We start from the raw sequence: 16,864 nt of genomic DNA, 5'->3' as shown, positions 1-16,864 counted from the left end.
CCAAATGGCCCTGACACCCGAATATGAAAGCTTCTCGCGCGCTTATGAAGCGGGCGAAAACCAGGTCGTCTATACGCGCCTTGCAGCCGATCTCGACACACCTGTCTCGCTGATGCTGAAACTGACAGGGGCGCAGAAAGATGCCTTTGTGCTGGAATCGGTCACCGGTGGCGAGGTGCGCGGGCGCTACTCGATCATCGGTATGAAACCCGATCTGATCTGGCGCTGCCGGGGCGAGGAATCCGAGCTGAACCGCTCGGCCCGGTTCGATGGCGAAGCCTTCATGCCGCAAGACGGTAATCCGATGGATAACCTGCGCGCGCTGCTGGCCGAAAGCCGCATCGACCTGCCCGATGATCTGCCTCAGGCGGCGGCTGGGCTGTTCGGCTATCTGGGCTATGACATGGTCCGTCTGGTCGAGCATCTGCCCGATGTGAACCCTGATCCGCTGGGCTTGCCGGATGCCATCATGCAGCGCCCCTCGGTCATTGCGGTACTGGACGGCGTAAAGGGTGAAGTGACCGTCGTGTCCCCGGCGTGGGTGACCGAAGGCCAGTCGGCCAAAGCCGCCTACGCGCAGGCAGCCGAGCGCGTGATGGACGCGGTGCGTGATCTGGAACGCGCCATGCCCACTGAGACCCGCGACCTGGGGGACGCGCATGAGGTCGCACCACCTATGTCGAATTTCTCCAAATCCGGCTATGTGGAGGCGGTTGAAAAGGCCAAGGAGTACATCCGCGCGGGCGATATCTTTCAGGTCGTCCCAGCCCAACGCTGGACGCAGGACTTCCCGCTGCCGCCTTTTGCGCTCTACCGATCACTCCGCCGCACCAACCCGTCGCCTTTCATGTTCTATTTCAACTTCGGCGGCTTTCAGGTCGTGGGCGCGAGCCCCGAGATTCTGGTGCGCGTCTTCGGCAGCGAAGTGACGATCCGCCCGATCGCCGGTACGCGCCCGCGAGGCGCGACTCCGGAAGAGGATAAGGCAAACGAGCTTGACCTGCTGGCCGACAAAAAAGAACTGGCCGAGCATCTGATGCTGCTGGATCTAGGTCGCAACGACACTGGCCGCGTTGCCAAGATCGGCACCGTTCGCCCAACCGAAGAGTTCATCATCGAACGCTACAGCCACGTGATGCATATCGTCTCCAACGTGGTCGGAGAGCTGGCCGAAGACAAAGACGCGTTGGATGCGTTCTTTGCCGGGATGCCAGCGGGCACCGTCTCGGGCGCGCCCAAAGTGCGCGCGATGGAGATCATTGATGAGCTGGAGCCTGAAAAACGCGGCGTTTATGGCGGCGGTGTTGGCTATTTCAGTGCGGGCGGCGATATGGATATGTGTATCGCCCTGCGTACAGCCATCGTGAAGGATCAAAAGCTCTATATCCAAGCCGGTGGCGGCGTTGTCTATGACAGCGACCCCGAAGCCGAATATATGGAAACGGTCCATAAATCCAACGCCATAAGACGCGCGGCGGCGGACGCGGCCCGGTTCACGGGCAACCGCAACTCATAAAGAAAGGGCGGCTGATCACATGATCAACCGCCCTTCTCTTTTCTGCGGAAACGTTACTGAACTTCGCGTTTCATAACCGCTGAGATCGGCGCCATAGCAACCCGGTTGCCGCGATCCTCAAGCCCCCACAGTAGCAGGGCCGAGATCGTTTCGGGGCGCACGCGTCCCAGCATCACAACCGTTCCCTCCTGCCCGGCACGGAACGCTGCCTGATCAAGGAAACGACGCATGATCTTCGGATCCTGCCGCGCACCATCGATATCGCGGAACACCACGCCAGAGGGGATGCCGTTGCGCGCGGCCAGTTTCTGGACGGTGTTCAGCCCGTTATCCTGCGTGATCAACCCGCGACCTGTGGCCGCCGCAATCGATGCAACCTGATCGGCCAGTTTCCGATTGCCCTGAATTCCGCTTTCGACCCCTTCCAGAATACCAACTGTCTCGTGCAGCGTGTCCAACCATACGGCCATCGACACCTCGGCATCCTGCGCGCTGGCGGATTCATGCAGATCGGCCATGGCCAGAACCTCAAAACCCGCGGCGCGGTGGCGGGCCATTTTCTCGGCGGCGTCGGGATCAGAGGGGCTGACCGCAAAGCTGACGGGATACGGGAAGTCCTGCAACGCTTCGGCTCCGAAAGAGCCCTCATCATCGATCAGAATAATCGACATCAACGGCTTTGCTTCGGGATTTTCAAAGCTGGCAGCGTAGTCCTCGATCGGCTTTCCGGTCATCTCTTCTACGACCGCTTCATCGGTTTCAACCGGGGCATCGTCTCGTTCGGTCAGGGGGACAACGCGCGTGCCAACCAGTGTGTTGGTCGAGGTCGTGTCTTCTCCGCCGATCTGGGGAAGTGCGGCAAGTTTGGGCAGATTGCGGGGCAAGGTGTCCTCATCCCCCTCCACCGCAATTGGGCTGTTTTCAAAGGGATTCTCTTCATCCAGCTCAGCCTCTTCCGGCGCAAGCTGCGATGGCAGTTCGGGCAAAAGCGTCGCCACATCTTCTGGCTCGGCAGAGGGTTCCGGGGCTTCATCCACAACAACCGGCGCCGCGTCTGTTTCCGGCAAGGCGGAGGCGGTACTGGGTGCCTGCGGAGCAGCCGGCGCGTCAGTCATGACGGTCACGCTGGTTTGATCCTCGGCCTGAGGCTCCTGCAACGCGTCCCCGGCCTCAGCCACGATGGGCTGTTCGTCGGGCACCGCTTCAAGATCGGACAGATCAAGCGCCTCATCCGGCGCTTCGGCGGGTTTCGGCCCAGCAGGCGGCAGTTCGACAAGATCTGCGTCCGACGGGGTCTCGGCGATTTGTTCCAGAGCCTTGGGTGTTTCGACATCTACCGGCTCGGGAGCCTGGGTCTTGACCACCGGCTTATTGGCCAGCGGCGTGTTGAGCGACAACATCACCCCCACGATCAAAACAACAACCGCCCCGACGATCATTCCTCCGAAAAATCCACGCATTGCTCGTGCCTCTCGCCTTGTCTCTTGCCTCGCCCATTCTGCGCCATCTTCTGCGGCGCTCGACCTGATGGCGGGTCAAGAACGGGATGTCCTCTTGACGCTGCCTCACAAGCCTGAGCATGTATGTCCCGACATTATACCGTGGCCCGGGGCTGCATCGCCAGCCTGAAATGCCCAAGCTAAGACAAGTGCCAAATGCTGCTGCTGATCGACAACTACGACTCGTTTACCTACAACCTGGTGCATTATCTGGGCGAACTTGGGGCCGAAATGGTCATTCGCCGAAATGATGCGCTGGATGTGCAAGAGGCCATGGCGATGAATCCCGCCGGAATTCTGCTGAGCCCCGGCCCCTGCGACCCGGATCAGGCGGGCATCTGCCTTGCCCTGACCGAAGCTGCGGCCGAGACCAAAACTCCGCTTTTGGGCGTGTGCCTGGGGCATCAGACCATCGGGCAGTCTTTTGGTGGCAAGGTCGTGCGATGCCATGAGATCGTGCATGGGAAGATGGGCACCATGAACCACACTGGAAAAGGTGTTTTCGCTGGGCTTCCTTCGCCGTTTGAGGCCACGCGTTATCACTCGCTGGTGGTTGAACGCGAGAGCCTGCCAGACTGCCTTGAGATCACAGCAGAGCTGGAAGACGGCACCATTATGGGCCTGCAACACAGAGAGCTGCCCATTCACGGTGTCCAGTTCCACCCGGAGTCGATCGCATCGGAGCATGGCCACGCCCTGCTCAAGAACTTCCTGCAAGAGTTGAAAGTCCCCGCATGAGCGACGCCCTGAAATCGCTGATCGGAGCGTCCGCCGACCGCCCTTTGACCCGTGCCGAGGCCGAGCAGGCCTTTGCCATCCTCTTCGACGGCGAAGCCACGCCCAGCCAGATCGGCGGTCTGTTGATGGCAATGCGCACGCGCGGCGAAACGGTCGAGGAATACGCCGCCGCTGCCGCAGTAATGCGCGCCAAATGCAACGCGGTGAACGCCCCCGAGGGCGCGATGGACATCGTTGGAACGGGCGGTGACGGCAAGCACACCCTCAACATTTCCACCGCGACGGCCTTTGTGACGGCCGGAGCAGGTGTGACGGTCGCCAAACACGGCAACCGCAATCTCAGCTCCAAATCGGGGACCGCTGATCTGCAAGCGCAGATGGGTATCAACGTGATGGTTGGCCCTCAAGTTGTTGAAAAAGCGCTGAATGAGGCGGGTATCTGTTTCATGATGGCCCCAATGCATCACCCTGCGATCGCCCATGTCATGCCCTCGAGGCAAGAGCTTGGAACCCGCACGATCTTCAACATTCTGGGACCGCTGACTAACCCTGCGGGCGTGAAACGCCAGCTGACCGGTGCCTTCACGCGCGAGCTGATCCGCCCTATGGCCGAAACGCTGGGTTTGCTGGGGTCTGAGCGCGCGTGGCTGGTACATGGTTCAGACGGCACGGACGAACTGACAATCACCGGCATCAGCTGGGTCGCCGCTTTAGAAGACGACCGCGTCAACGAGGTTGAACTGCATCCCGAAGATGCCGGTCTGCCCGTCCATCCATTCGAAGACATCGTCGGCGGCACACCCGAAGACAACGCCGTCGCGTTCCGCGCTCTGCTCGACGGCGCGCCCTCGGCCTATCGCGATGCGACGCTGTTGAACGCGGCGGCCGCTCTGGTGGTTGCTGATGCCGCGTCAGATTTGCGCGAAGGTGTTGAAATAGCTGCTGAAAGCATCGACAGTGGCAAAGCAAAAGAAAAAGTCACCGCGCTGGCGCGGATCACACAGGAAGCCGCATGACCGAGACCGTTCTGGACAAAATCAAAGCCTACAAGCTGGAAGAAATCGAAGCGGACAAGGCACAGAAATCGCTGGATGAGCTTGAAAGCGAAGCCAGAAACGCGCCCGAGGTTCGCGGCTTTGCCGAGGCTCTTCGTAAAGCCGCCCGGTCCGGCTACGGCCTGATTGCCGAGGTGAAAAAGGCTAGCCCGTCCAAAGGCTTGATCCGTCCAGACTTTGATCCGCCGCTTCTGGCGAAAGCCTATGAAGACGGCGGCGCGGCCTGTCTGTCGGTCCTGACCGATACGCCCAGTTTCCAAGGCGCCAAGGAATTCCTTACCGCCGCGCGTGCCGCGACCAACCTGCCTGCGCTGCGCAAGGATTTCATGTACGACCCCTATCAGGTCATCGAGGCACGTGCCTTGGGTGCCGACTGCATCCTGATCATCATGGCCTCGGTCGAGGACGCTCAGGCCGCCGAGTTGGAACAGACAGCGTTTGATTGGGGAATGGACGTTCTGATCGAGGTTCACGATCAGGAAGAGTTGGAGCGTGCAACAGAACTCAAGAGCCCGTTGATTGGGATAAATAACCGTAATCTCAAGACCTTCGAGACCACTCTAGATACAACGCGCCGCCTGTCCAAACTGGTGCCCGGGGATCGTACCATCGTCTGTGAAAGCGGCTTGGGCTCACCCGAGGATTTGGCGGATATCGCCCGCTACGGCGCGCGCTGCTTCCTGATCGGTGAAAGCCTAATGCGGCAGGATGACGTCACCGCGGCCACCCGCCACATTCTCTCCAACCCGCTGATCCCCGGAGTGATGTGATGCCTCTCACCCATTTTGATGCGCAGGGGCAGGCTCATATGGTCGATGTCTCGGACAAAGAGGTGACCGACCGCGTGGCCGTAGCCGCCGGCCACATCAAGATGGCCTTGGAAACCTTTGATTTGATTTCAGAAGGCCGCGCCAAGAAAGGTGACGTTCTGGGTATCGCACGGCTTGCGGGGATCATGGGGGCCAAGAAAACCCCGGACCTGATCCCGCTTTGCCACCCTTTGCCGGTGACGAAGGTCGCGGTCGAATTGACGCTTGATCCCGATCTGCCCGGCGTTCAGATCGAGGCGACCGTCAAGACCTCGGGCCAGACAGGCGTTGAGATGGAGGCGCTGACCGCCGTCTCGACAGCGGCGCTGACCGTCTATGACATGACCAAGGCGGTCGACAAAGCGATGGAGATCGGCGGCATTCGCGTAATGCTGAAAGATGGTGGTAAATCAGGGCGTTACGAAGCGACATGATCACTGTCGAAGACGCCCGCGCCCTGCTTTTTGATCTGGTTGAAACGCTTCCCGTAGAAACCGTCTCTCTGGCCGAGGCCTCAGGCCGTGTGCTGGCGCAGGACGTGAGCGCAGCGCGCGATCAACCGCCTTTCGCGGCCTCTTCCATGGATGGCTATGCAGTCAAAGCGGCCGAGGTCGAACTCCACGCCATGTTCAAGCTGGTGGGTGAATCGGCAGCCGGAAATCGCTTTGACGGCGTGGTGGGTCCGGGGCAAGCCGTGCGGATATTCACCGGCGCGCCAGTGCCGGAAGGTACTGATTTCGTTGTGATTCAGGAAGATGTCGACCGCAAGGGCGACCTGATCAACATCAGCGACGATCCCGGCCAAAAGACCAATATCCGACCGGCAGGCATTGACTTCACCAAAGGCACAACAATCACCGCCCCACGCGTGATCCGCCCTGAGGATATGGCGCTTATGGCGGCGATGAATATTCCTCAGGTCCCCGTTGCGCGGAAACCTCAGATCGCGTTGATCTCGACCGGGGATGAGTTGGTGATGCCCGGAGAGGTTCCGGGCCCGGATCAGATCATCGCGTCGAATACATTCGGCCTGAAGGCGCTGTTGGAGCGTGAAGGCGCGCATGTTCGCATCCTCCCCATCGCGCGGGACACCGCATCGTCGCTTGAAACCGCCTTTGGACTGGCCAAAGGCGCGGATCTTGTGGTCACGATCGGAGGCGCCTCCGTCGGCGACTATGATCTTGTCTCTGACGTCTCCGAGACGTTGGGCATGGCTCGGTCCTTCTACAAGATCCGTATGCGGCCCGGAAAACCTCTGATGGCCGGTCGCATGGGGGATGCGGCGATGGTCGGATTGCCCGGAAACCCTGTGAGTGCAATGGTTTGCGGTTATCTGTTCCTTGTTCCGTTGGTCCGGCGAATGTTGGGTTTGGAGGCTGTTCTCAACCCGTTCAAAACAGCCGTACTTACCGAACCGCTTGCAGCCAATGGTCCGCGTGAACATTACATGCGCGCTATCCTCGATGAAAACGGCATTCGGGCCTGCGCGGATCAGGACAGTTCCTTGCTGAGCGTTCTGGCCGATGCGAATGCTCTACTAATGCGCCCGCCTCAGGATCCGGCCTTGCCCGTAGGGGCTCAAGTTCGGTACCTGCCGCTGTAGAACATCCTCAAAATCGTTGACACAAAACGTGAACATGCGTAGAACAAATGCAAACGCATAAGCGACGAGGTATGAGCGATGCTGACCAAGAAACAGCTGGATTTGCTGGAATTCATCCACAAACGCGTACAAAAAGACGGCGTTCCGCCCAGCTTTGACGAAATGAAGGCAGCGTTGGACCTTCGATCCAAATCCGGCATTCACCGACTGATTACCGCGCTTGAAGAACGCGGCTTTATCCGACGTCTGGCGCACCGCGCCCGCGCGATTGAGATCGTCAAGCTTCCAGAGAGCCTGGGCGGAGAGCCCACGGCAGGCTTCACCCCCCGCGTGATCGAAGGCGACAGGCCCGAAGGCCCGCGCCCCGCGAATTTCGAGCCGGTCTCAGTCGACGCGATGGAGCTGCCAGTCATGGGCCGGATAGCAGCCGGTGTTCCGATTGAGGCGATCAGCCATGTCTCACACCATGTGGCGGTGCCCGGCCCGATGGTCTCGGGCCAAGGGTCGCACTATGCACTTGAAGTACGCGGAGATTCGATGATCGAGGCCGGGATCAACGACGGCGACGTCGTGGTGATCCGCGAAACCTCTACAGCAGACAATGGCGATATCGTTGTTGCTCTGGTCGAGGATCAGGAGGCGACACTGAAACGGTTCTTCCGCCGTGGCAAAGCCATCGCGCTGGAGGCCGCGAACCCGGCCTATGAAACCCGCGTTCTGCCGCAGGAAAAGGTCAAGGTTCAGGGTCGTCTGGTCGGATTGATCCGGACATACTAGTTGCCATATTTTGAAGGGGTCCCCGTTGATTTCGGGGACCACAGCCGATTGCCGATCATCTCGGCGCTTGAGGTGATTTTGCCGCCTGAGATCGACAGGCTTCCAGTTTCATACAGCCGGTCCGGGTCGAAAATGGTGCAATCTCCACTGAGCCTCAGATCGACCGAAGACACAATAATCTGACCGGTTTTGCATTCGTCAAACGCGAGCGCCGCGCGTTTGCCTGTGAGGTGGATCACCTCTGCCCCGGTCAGAGCGATCCTTTGAACCCGATCTGCATCGCCTGGCCATCGATTGGCTGCCTGCCCTTGTGTCAGACCGTCCCCGTCATTCTCAAGCCAGACTGACGCCACGAACCCGCTGCCCTTTTCTTTGCTGAGCGCGCGGCCCTCACTGGTCATGACGCCAACCAGCCCACCGGACTCGGCGATTAGAACCTCAGGTCGGCTGCCCGAGGTCCAAAGTGCAAAGGCCAGGAACATCGGAGCCACTCCGGCCCACCGCGCTCGGCCCTGCCACAAAGCCAGCCATAGCGCCCCCAACGCGATCACGGGCAGGACAAACCATGGCGGGCCAACCACATAACCCTGAGATCCGTCCAACCCGGACACCCACTCCGCGATCATCAAGATCCAACGCAGTCCCAACCCCACAATTTCGAGCGCGATCCACTCCAGCCCGAAAGGCGCCAACAGCGCCGCGACAACGGCTGCGGGCACGACGACGGACCCCATGACAGGCACCGAAAGCAGATTGGCCAACAGGCCGTAATGCGACATCGTATTGAAATGCGCCGCTCCGATAGGTGCGGTCGCGAGGCCCGCGATGGCCGAGGACATCAGAAGGCCAATGGCGGCTTTGGACCATTTCGGCCCCGGCATGGGGCCGAAATCACGCAGCGCTCCGAACACAGCGACCAGAGCGGTGGTCGCCGCGAATGACATTTGGAAACCGGGGCTGAGCAGCGTTTCGGGGCGCAGCATCAACACAATCAGCGCGGCCACCGCAACGGCCCTCAGCGAAATGGCGCGCCGGTCAATCAGGACCGCGCCTAACATGACGCTGACCATGACAAAGGCCCGCTCGGTCGCAACATTGCCGCCGGACAACATCAGGTAAATAACGGCGGCCAACAACGCACATCCAGCGGCGAATTTGCGGACGGGTACACGGAGGGCCAGCGCGGGGATCGCAGACAATCCAACGCGGCAAACCATGAAGACAAACCCGGTCAGCAACCCCATATGCAGGCCTGAAATCGCCAGCAGATGCGCAAGATTTGACGCGCGCAGCGCATCGAGCGTGTCTTGCCCCATGCCGCTACGGTCTCCTGTCGTGACAGCGGCTGCGAACCCTCCGACCTCGCCCGGAAGATGGGCGCGCACGTGGTCTGAGATTGCCATGCGAATAGCAGTGACCCGAACGCCCTGCACCGCGTCCTGCGGCGGCGCGATGGTCATCACCGGAACCCGCGTATAGCCCACACCCCCTAGCCCCTGAAACCAGGCGTGACGGCGGAAATCGAACCCTCCGGGCTCGACAGGGCCTTGTGGCGGGGACAGATGCGTCGTGGTCATGATCCGTTGGCCCGGCGCGATTGGCCCGACCTCGGAATGGACGGAAAGACGGACGCGCTGCGGACGTTGGTGCTCTGGCACGTCCCCTACCCGCACCTGATCCAACGTCAATCGCAGCGCATCCGAGGCGGAGCGGTCCATGGCGACGACCCTCCCCTCGACAGGGCCATAGTATCGCCACGACAGAACCGGTTCCGCCACCATATGGGCGCGGGCACCCGCCAGCAGAAAGCCAGCCGCGACCAGCGCCCCCCCGATTGCCAACGCGCCCCATCCGGCGGGCAACACACGACCCAAGCCGATCAAAGCCGAACCTGCGACGGCCAGACCCAAGTACAAAGGCCCCTCTGGTTCGAACCGCAATCCGAAATAGAGACCGATCCCAAGGGCCAAACACACCGGAGACCACGGAAACAAAAACCCGGTCTGGTTCAGCAGTGCCAACCGGACCTGTGCGAGAACACGCATGGTTGCCCCCGTCCTTGAGGCTCGTTAGACAGGCGCCAAGCTAAGCCCATCGCGGTTACCAAAAGGTTAATCAACACAATGTCCGATCAGGTCGTCACCCGTTTCGCCCCTTCGCCTACCGGTTTTCTTCACATTGGCGGCGCGCGCACTGCGCTGTTCAACTGGCTCTATGCGCGTGGTCGTGGCGGCAAGTTCCTGTTGCGGATTGAGGACACGGACCGCGAACGCTCGACACCTGTGGCCACGGCGGCGATCCTGCAAGGGATGGAGTGGCTGGGTCTGGATCATGACGGAGATGTCATCAGCCAATTCGAAGGGGCTGCGCGTCACGCCGAAGTGGCGCATCAGCTTCTGACCGAGGGCAAAGCCTATAAATGTTTCTCGACTCAGGACGAAATCGCGGCCTTTCGTGAGCAGGCGCGGGCCGAGGGCAAATCGACCCTGTTCCGCAGTCCGTGGCGAGATGTAGATCCGGCCACGCATCCGGATATGCCCTTCGTGATCCGCATCAAGGCCCCGCAGGACGGTGCCACCGTGATCCGAGACCAAGTACAGGGTGACGTTACCATCCGGAACGACCAGTTGGATGACATGATTCTGCTGCGCTCAGATGGGACACCGGTCTATATGCTCGCGGTTGTTGTGGATGACCACGACATGGGTGTAACCCATGTGATCCGGGGCGACGATCACCTGAACAACGCCGCGCGCCAGATGATGATCTACGAGGCAATGGGCTGGGATGTTCCGGTGTGGGCTCATATCCCGCTGATTCACGGGCCGGACGGCAAGAAGCTGTCGAAGCGTCACGGTGCCTTGGGCGCGCAGGAATATCAGGCGATGGGCTACCCCGCCGCAGGGATGCGCAACTATCTGGCCCGCCTCGGCTGGAGCCACGGCGACGACGAGTTCTTTACGGATGAACAGGCCAAAGAATGGTTCGATCTGGGCGGAATCGGCAAAAGCCCGGCACGGTTTGATCTGAAAAAGCTCGAAAACCTGTGTGGCCAGCATATTGCGATCTCAGATGATGCTGCGCTGCGGCGTGAAATCGAAGCCTACTTGGCGGCGGCCGGTCTGCCACCTCTCTCACAGACGCAATCCGGTGATCTGGAAAGCGCGATGTATTGTCTCAAGGACCGCGCTCGGACTTTCCCGGAACTGCTTGAAAAAGCGCATTTTGTGCTGACCTCGCGCCCTATCGAGTGCGATGAGAAAGCCCAAAAAGCGCTGTCATCTGTATCCGATGGTATACTGAGTGAATTGACGCCGCAGCTGCAAAATGTTAGCTGGTCCCGGAACGAGCTGGAGGAGGCTCTGAATTCCTTTGCAGAAGCAAAGGAGGTCAAGTTCGGTAAGCTGGCAGGTCCGCTTCGGGCGGCATTAGCGGGTCGGGCAGTCACTCCTTCGGTTTTTGACATGATGCTTGTGCTGGGGCGCGATGAAACCCTGGCGCGGCTTTCTGAAGCAGCGGTTTAAACCCAATCTTCATATTCGGGTAACGCTGCACCGCTAACACACCCGGGCTGCGCGCCCGCGCGCAGCCATTGCCCGTAGGTCAGGGCAATGAACTGACCTGCGCACAAATGAAGAAGGGACAACCATGACTGATAGCAATAAGACAGCAACTCTGACCGTCCATGGCAAAGAGTATGAGTTACCCGTTCACTCTCCAACTGCTGGGCCTGATGTTGTCGATATTCGCAAGCTTTACGGTCAGGCAGGTGTGTTCACCTACGATCCCGGCTTTACTTCGACTGCGAGCTGCGACAGCACCATCACCTATATCGACGGCGACAAAGGTGAGCTGCTGCACCGTGGCTACCCGATTGATCAGCTAGCCGAGAAGTCCCACTTCCTCGAAGTCTGCTACCTGCTTCTTTACGGAGAGCTGCCGGTCGCAAAAGATCTCGAAACATTCGAATCCACGATCACACGACACACGATGCTGCACGAGCAAATGCAGTATTTCTACCGCGGCTTCCGTCGCGACGCGCACCCGATGGCCATCATGGTTGGTGTCGTCGGCGCGATGTCGGCCTTCTATCACGATTCGACCGATATCTCGGACCCGCATCAGCGCGAGGTCGCCTCGCACCGCCTGATCGCCAAGATGCCAACGATTGCGGCCTGGGCCTACAAGTACCACACTGGCCAGCCCTTCGTGTATCCGCGCAACGATCTGGACTATGCGTCGAACTTCCTGCGCATGTGCTTCAGCGTTCCGGCCGAAGAATATGAGGTGAACCCGATCCTCAGCCGTGCGATGGACCGCATCTTTACCCTGCACGCCGATCACGAACAGAACGCCTCTACCTCGACCGTGCGTCTGGCATCGTCTTCGGGCGCGAACCCGTTTGCCTGTATCGCTGCCGGTATCGCCTGCCTCTGGGGTCCGGCGCATGGTGGTGCGAACCAGGCCTGTCTTGAGATGCTGGAAGAGATCGGCACCGTCGATCGTATTCCCGAATACATCGCCCGCGCGAAGGACAAGAATGATCCGTTCCGTCTGATGGGCTTCGGCCACCGGGTTTACAAAAACTTCGATCCGCGTGCGAAGGTGATGAAGCAATCTGCCGACGAAGTGCTGGATCTGCTGGGTGTCGAAAACAACCCCAAGCTTCAGGTCGCCAAAGCGCTGGAAAAACAGGCGCTGGAAGATCCGTATTTCGCCGAGAAGAAGCTGTTCCCGAACGTGGACTTCTATTCGGGCATCATCCTCGAAGCGATGGGCTTCCCAACCTCGATGTTCACACCGATCTTCGCCCTGTCGCGCACAGTTGGCTGGGTCAGCCAGTGGAAAGAGATGATCGCCGATCCTCAGAACAAGATTGGCCGCCCGCGTCAGCTGTATCTGGGCGAAACACTCCGCGACTACGTGGATATCGAAAAGCGCTGAACCGCGCGTCAAACCAAACAGAAACAAGGCTCCGGACGTTCTCCGGGGCCTTTTTTTGATCCTGAGTTGTTGTAGCGCTGCGTCACTTGCCCCGACGGTTTTTGCGCCTGCTTCTCTCGGCCAAAGACCATGGATATGGTTTCGTGAAATTGTAGAAACCCTGTGTTGCGATGATATGTCGGTTCCTTCAAATAGCCTTTCTGGCGTTCTTTGCGTTTCCGGCGTCTGGTTTGGCGCAAGGGATTCTTGAGGACATTTTCAAACAGATCCAGCGCGAAAACGCGGCCGGTTCTCTGGCGATTTTGGGCCTTGCAGGCATCCCTGATGACTCGGCCAGTGCGATCTCACTCCAATCGAACACGGGAAACCGCGAATATGATTTCAAATCCGCGCAATTGGGCGGGGGCTTTCGACTGAGCGAAGGCGTGCCCATCTACCTTGAAGGCTATATCGGCTATGCGCGCTATGACCCGGTCCTGTTCTTCTCAGGCTCCGGCGAGACCACTACGTTGCCACTCAAATGGACAAGCGCCGCTGTAACAGGCGGTATCGGCTACCAGTTCGACCTGGGAGAGCGTTGGAAACTGACGCCCATGGCGCATATCTCGATCGGGCGCACCCAATCTGACACGTCAGTCGCCGCCCAAGTGATAGCAGAGCGGCTTGGCATAGAAGCTGGTTTCCTCGAAAGCGGCGGTCTCTGGGCCGGAGGTGCGGGCGGTTCCCTGACGCTGGACTACGCACGCCCTCTGACCAATGACCGAGAGTTCGAGATAAGCCTTCGCTACACGCATATCGAATACTGGCCCATTGGTGACGACGAAGACCTGCTCGTGCAATCGACGGCTGCGAATGCCGTTTTGTGGTCAAGGTACCGGTTTCCGACAGGCGGTCGGATGTTCGGCCGACCGGTACGTTGGGTCGGGGATCTGTCTATCTCTTACCTGGTCGGGGATCAGTCGATTGTTCTGGGCACAGATTGGCTGGCACGCGTCGGCGGCGGGATCGAGGTTGATCTGTCCGACACCTGGGTGCCATGGGTGAGTACCACACGGATCATGCTCCGCTACTATGGCAGCGACACGGTCAACGGGTTCACAGCCGGGATCGGCATCAGCTTCTGACGCGCGGTCTAAAACAGGCTCATCTGATCGCCCGGTTGCGCAGGTTTTGCGAAAAGATCGCGACGCAGTTCGTCGGACTTCACCTTCAGGCCCAAACGTTTGACGGCCACCTTGAAGCGTTTTGCGATCAATTCGGCATACTCACCTTCTCCCCGCATCCGGTGACCCCAGCGTGGGTCATAGTCGCGACCTCCATGCATCTCGCGCAGCCGCGCCATGACCTTTTCGGCCCGCGCGGGTTCATGTTCGGCCAGCCAGTCCTGCCACAGCGCCGACACCTCTCGTGGCAGACGCAGCATGATCCAGCTTGCAGTGTCGGCACCGGCCTCATGCCCGGCCTCCAGTAGGGTCTCCAGCTCATGATCCGTAAGCCCGGGCACAACGGGCGAGGTCATCACCCGCACCGGCACCCCTGCCCCGGTGAGACGTCGGATGACCTCCAACCGCCGTTTGGGAGAAGGAGCGCGCGGCTCCATTCGGCGAGAGAGGCCCGCGTCCATAGTTGTCAGGGATATCCCGACGCGTACCAGCCCCAGCGCTGCCATGGGCGCAAGAATATCCAGATCCCTCTCGATCAGTGTCCCCTTGGTCACGATCGCTATAGGGTGGTTGAAATCCCGCAGAACCTCAAGACAGGCTCGCGTGATCCCGCGTTCTTTTTCAACGGGTTGATAAGGGTCGGTGTTGGTGCCCAATGCAATCGGCGCGACCTTGTAGGACCGCGCGGACAATTCCCTGCGCAGCACTTCGGCCGCATTGCCACGCGCGGTCAAGCGGGTCTCAAAATCCAACCCTGCAGACAGCCCAAGATAGGCGTGACTGGGCCGCGCAAAACAATAGACGCAGCCATGCTCGCACCCCCGATACGGGTTGATCGAGCGGTCGAATGGCAGGTCTGGCGAGCGATTATAGGTGATCAAACTTCGCGCCACCTCGTCCCGAACCTCAGTTCTCAGAAGCGGTTGATCTTCTTCGATGTCCCAACCGTCATCCGTCTGGACCGTGGCAAATTTTTCAAAGCGACCCGAGTCATTAGATGCGGTCCCTCGAGCACGGATATTGGTTTGAGGCTGCATGTGTTCACCTTATGTTCTCACCCTATAGGTAAGCCAATACTGAACGCGAGGCAACCACCCCCTGTTTTTGCTAACCTGAGCCAGACACAGGATGATCATGCATATTATTCTGTCGCCCGATGCCGATTTTTGACATAAACGTCGGTCCCGAAACCGCCGAGGTCGCAATCGTCACAGTAAATCTGCGACGTTTTGGCCAAAACGAAAAAAATGCCACCCCGGACCAAGGGTCCGCACAGCTCAGGAAAACACCCCATGTCCGACGAAGAAGACATCATCCTGTCCGAACTGAACGACGAAGAGCTTGTTGAACAGATGTTCGACGATCTCTACGACGGTCTGAAAGAAGAGATCGAAGAAGGCACCAACATCCTTCTCGAGCGCGGCTGGACCCCCTACGACATCCTGACCAAAGCTCTGGTCGGCGGCATGACCGTGGTTGGCCACGACTTCCGCGACGGTATCCTGTTCGTGCCCGAGGTTCTGTTGGCCGCCAACGCCATGAAGGGCGGTATGGCGATCCTGAAGCCTCTACTCGCTGAAACCGGCGCACCTCGCGTTGGTAAGATGGTCATCGGCACCGTGAAGGGCGACATCCACGACATCGGCAAGAACCTTGTTTCGATGATGATGGAAGGCGCGGGTTTCGAAGTTGTCGACATCGGCATCAACAACCCGGTCGAGAACTACCTGGAAGCGCTGGAAAACGAACAGCCCGACATCCTGGGCATGTCGGCCCTGCTGACCACGACCATGCCTTACATGAAGGTCGTGATCGACACGCTGGTCGAGCAAGGCGTTCGCGATGACTACATCGTTCTGGTCGGCGGCGCACCGCTGAACGAAGAGTTTGGCAAAGCCATCGGTGCTGACGCATATTGCCGTGACGCGGCTGTGGCGGTTGAGACCGCCAAGGACTTCGTCTCGCGCAAGCACAACCAGCTGGCGGGATAAGAACACCGTTTCTGTTCTGAAAGGGCCGCTCGATTTCGGGCGGCCTTTTTGTTTCAAGCCGCGTTTTCGGGCAAAATCACCCGGACCAGCCAGCCAGAGGACCCCGGAATGTCACAGAGCCAACATCCCGATGATACCAGTCTGACGACCGACGGATATGACGAAACCGGCAAGGGCCGTATCCTGTTGCTGGCCTGCGGGGCCTTGGCGCGCGAGATTCTGGACCTCAAAAACCGCAACGGCTGGGACCATATGGACCTGACCTGCCTGCCCGCGATCCTACATGTCCACCCCGAGAAAATCACTCAGGCCGTCGAAGATGCGATTGCCAAGCATCGTGAGCGCTACGATCAGGTCTTCGTCGTCTACGCAGATTGCGGCACCGGCGGCCTGCTGCAACAGGCGTGTGACCGGCTTGGTGTCGAGATGGTCAAAGGCCCGCATTGCTATTCGTTCTTCGAAGGGAATGAGGCCTTTGCCGCGCAAGGCGAGGACGAGACAACCGCCTTCTACCTGACAGATTTTCTAGCCCGACAGTTCGATGCCTTTGTCTGGAAACCGCTGGGTCTGGATCGCCATCCCCAGCTGCGAGACATGTATTTCGGGAACTACACCAAACTGGTGTATCAGGCCCAAACAGATGATCCCGCGCTGACGGCGCGCGCAAAAGAATGTGCCGAGCGTATGGGACTGGATTTTGAGCGCCGTCTGACCGGATATGGCGATCTGGAAACCACGTTGACCGATTGGGCGACGAGAACGCGCTGAC

The 16,864-nt window shown here is 59.5% G+C and carries 15 protein-coding genes; 12 read left to right on the top strand and 3 right to left on the bottom strand.

All coding sequences use genetic code 11. The features are described 5' to 3' along the window. Positions 1 to 4 precede the first annotated feature (4 nt). Positions 5 to 1,516, top strand: a complete 1,512-nt coding sequence (gene trpE, locus ACR0AI_RS02165; RefSeq protein ID WP_480671015.1) for an anthranilate synthase component I — start codon at positions 5 to 7, stop codon at positions 1,514 to 1,516. Positions 1,517 to 1,569: 53 nt separating this feature from the next. On the opposite strand, the gene ACR0AI_RS02160 is transcribed toward trpE, so the two are convergent. Next, positions 1,570 to 2,976, bottom strand: a complete 1,407-nt coding sequence (locus ACR0AI_RS02160; protein ID WP_480671017.1) for a divergent polysaccharide deacetylase family protein — start codon at positions 2,974 to 2,976, stop codon at positions 1,570 to 1,572. Between the two features lie 195 nt (positions 2,977 to 3,171). On the opposite strand from ACR0AI_RS02160, the gene ACR0AI_RS02155 reads away from it, so the two are divergent. The 6 genes from ACR0AI_RS02155 to lexA all read left to right on the top strand — a co-directional run bounded on the left by ACR0AI_RS02155 (position 3,172) and on the right by lexA (position 7,997). Then, a complete protein-coding gene (locus tag ACR0AI_RS02155) occupies positions 3,172 to 3,753 on the top strand; it encodes an aminodeoxychorismate/anthranilate synthase component II (RefSeq protein WP_170374325.1) in 582 nt (193 codons plus the stop codon). Then, complete coding sequence (gene trpD, locus ACR0AI_RS02150; RefSeq protein ID WP_480671020.1) at positions 3,750 to 4,769, top strand: anthranilate phosphoribosyltransferase; 1,020 nt, start codon at positions 3,750 to 3,752, stop codon at positions 4,767 to 4,769. Before ACR0AI_RS02155 ends, trpD begins: the two co-directional genes overlap by 4 nt. Further along, complete coding sequence (gene trpC, locus ACR0AI_RS02145; protein ID WP_480671022.1) at positions 4,766 to 5,578, top strand: indole-3-glycerol phosphate synthase TrpC; 813 nt, start codon at positions 4,766 to 4,768, stop codon at positions 5,576 to 5,578. The genes trpD and trpC overlap by 4 nt, the downstream gene beginning before the upstream one ends. Then, positions 5,578 to 6,051, top strand: coding sequence for a cyclic pyranopterin monophosphate synthase MoaC (gene moaC / locus ACR0AI_RS02140; protein WP_480671024.1), 474 nt, complete (start codon positions 5,578 to 5,580; stop codon positions 6,049 to 6,051). The genes trpC and moaC overlap by 1 nt, the downstream gene beginning before the upstream one ends. Next, positions 6,048 to 7,220, top strand: coding sequence for a molybdopterin molybdotransferase MoeA (locus tag ACR0AI_RS02135; protein WP_480671026.1), 1,173 nt, complete (start codon positions 6,048 to 6,050; stop codon positions 7,218 to 7,220). Before moaC ends, ACR0AI_RS02135 begins: the two co-directional genes overlap by 4 nt. Before the next feature lie 78 nt (positions 7,221 to 7,298). Beyond that, positions 7,299 to 7,997 carry a transcriptional repressor LexA gene (lexA, locus tag ACR0AI_RS02130; protein WP_480671028.1) on the top strand — a complete coding sequence of 233 codons (699 nt, stop codon included), beginning with the start codon at positions 7,299 to 7,301 and terminating at the stop codon, positions 7,995 to 7,997. On the opposite strand, the gene ACR0AI_RS02125 is transcribed toward lexA, so the two are convergent. Continuing rightward, the gene (locus tag ACR0AI_RS02125; RefSeq protein ID WP_480671030.1) at positions 7,994 to 10,042 is read right to left on the bottom strand and encodes a ComEC/Rec2 family competence protein; all 2,049 of its coding nucleotides are present in this window, start codon (positions 10,040 to 10,042) and stop codon (positions 7,994 to 7,996) included. The two genes, lexA and ACR0AI_RS02125, sit on opposite strands and share 4 nt — an antisense overlap. Positions 10,043 to 10,120: 78 nt before the next feature. Between ACR0AI_RS02125 and gltX the strand changes: the two genes are divergently transcribed. The 3 genes from gltX to ACR0AI_RS02110 all read left to right on the top strand — a co-directional run bounded on the left by gltX (position 10,121) and on the right by ACR0AI_RS02110 (position 14,065). Beyond that, positions 10,121 to 11,521: a glutamate--tRNA ligase gene (gltX, locus tag ACR0AI_RS02120; protein WP_480671032.1), complete on the top strand. Its 1,401-nt coding sequence runs from the start codon at positions 10,121 to 10,123 to the stop codon at positions 11,519 to 11,521. Between the two features lie 124 nt (positions 11,522 to 11,645). Continuing rightward, the gene (gltA, locus tag ACR0AI_RS02115; RefSeq protein ID WP_170373816.1) at positions 11,646 to 12,941 is read left to right on the top strand and encodes a citrate synthase; all 1,296 of its coding nucleotides are present in this window, start codon (positions 11,646 to 11,648) and stop codon (positions 12,939 to 12,941) included. 230 nt (positions 12,942 to 13,171) lie between these two features. Continuing rightward, positions 13,172 to 14,065: an autotransporter outer membrane beta-barrel domain-containing protein gene (locus tag ACR0AI_RS02110; protein ID WP_480671034.1), complete on the top strand. Its 894-nt coding sequence runs from the start codon at positions 13,172 to 13,174 to the stop codon at positions 14,063 to 14,065. An 8-nt stretch (positions 14,066 to 14,073) separates the two neighbouring features. Here ACR0AI_RS02110 and ACR0AI_RS02105 read toward each other — a convergent pair whose 3' ends face one another. Beyond that, positions 14,074 to 15,141 (bottom strand): PA0069 family radical SAM protein, encoded by a 1,068-nt coding sequence (locus tag ACR0AI_RS02105; RefSeq protein ID WP_480671036.1) that lies wholly within the window; start codon positions 15,139 to 15,141, stop codon positions 14,074 to 14,076. Between the two features lie 255 nt (positions 15,142 to 15,396). Between ACR0AI_RS02105 and ACR0AI_RS02100 the strand changes: the two genes are divergently transcribed. After that, positions 15,397 to 16,095, top strand: a complete 699-nt coding sequence (locus ACR0AI_RS02100; RefSeq protein WP_170373819.1) for a corrinoid protein — start codon at positions 15,397 to 15,399, stop codon at positions 16,093 to 16,095. Between the two features lie 108 nt (positions 16,096 to 16,203). Then, positions 16,204 to 16,863 carry a DUF1638 domain-containing protein gene (locus tag ACR0AI_RS02095; RefSeq protein WP_480671038.1) on the top strand — a complete coding sequence of 220 codons (660 nt, stop codon included), beginning with the start codon at positions 16,204 to 16,206 and terminating at the stop codon, positions 16,861 to 16,863. The last annotated feature ends 1 nt before the right edge of the window (position 16,864 follow it).

The organism is Ruegeria sp. BG3, from assembly GCF_056538485.1.
This window is presented reverse-complemented; position numbering and strand designations above follow the sequence as displayed.

What these genes read in the sequence shown, in the direction of transcription:
- trpE (WP_480671015.1), top strand. Translation starts at nt 5, where the DNA reads ATGGCCCTGACACCCGAATATGAAAGCTTCTCGCGCGCTTATGAAGCG.
- trpD (WP_480671020.1), top strand. Translation starts at nt 3,750, where the DNA reads ATGAGCGACGCCCTGAAATCGCTGATCGGAGCGTCCGCCGACCGCCCT.
- ACR0AI_RS02155 (WP_170374325.1), top strand. Translation starts at nt 3,172, where the DNA reads ATGCTGCTGCTGATCGACAACTACGACTCGTTTACCTACAACCTGGTG.
- gltA (WP_170373816.1), top strand. Translation starts at nt 11,646, where the DNA reads ATGACTGATAGCAATAAGACAGCAACTCTGACCGTCCATGGCAAAGAG.
- ACR0AI_RS02135 (WP_480671026.1), top strand. Translation starts at nt 6,048, where the DNA reads ATGATCACTGTCGAAGACGCCCGCGCCCTGCTTTTTGATCTGGTTGAA.
- gltX (WP_480671032.1), top strand. Translation starts at nt 10,121, where the DNA reads ATGTCCGATCAGGTCGTCACCCGTTTCGCCCCTTCGCCTACCGGTTTT.
- trpC (WP_480671022.1), top strand. Translation starts at nt 4,766, where the DNA reads ATGACCGAGACCGTTCTGGACAAAATCAAAGCCTACAAGCTGGAAGAA.
- ACR0AI_RS02160 (WP_480671017.1), bottom strand. Translation starts at nt 2,976, where the DNA reads ATGCGTGGATTTTTCGGAGGAATGATCGTCGGGGCGGTTGTTGTTTTG.
- moaC (WP_480671024.1), top strand. Translation starts at nt 5,578, where the DNA reads ATGCCTCTCACCCATTTTGATGCGCAGGGGCAGGCTCATATGGTCGAT.
- ACR0AI_RS02100 (WP_170373819.1), top strand. Translation starts at nt 15,397, where the DNA reads ATGTCCGACGAAGAAGACATCATCCTGTCCGAACTGAACGACGAAGAG.
- lexA (WP_480671028.1), top strand. Translation starts at nt 7,299, where the DNA reads ATGCTGACCAAGAAACAGCTGGATTTGCTGGAATTCATCCACAAACGC.
- ACR0AI_RS02125 (WP_480671030.1), bottom strand. Translation starts at nt 10,042, where the DNA reads ATGCGTGTTCTCGCACAGGTCCGGTTGGCACTGCTGAACCAGACCGGG.
- ACR0AI_RS02095 (WP_480671038.1), top strand. Translation starts at nt 16,204, where the DNA reads ATGTCACAGAGCCAACATCCCGATGATACCAGTCTGACGACCGACGGA.
- ACR0AI_RS02105 (WP_480671036.1), bottom strand. Translation starts at nt 15,141, where the DNA reads ATGCAGCCTCAAACCAATATCCGTGCTCGAGGGACCGCATCTAATGAC.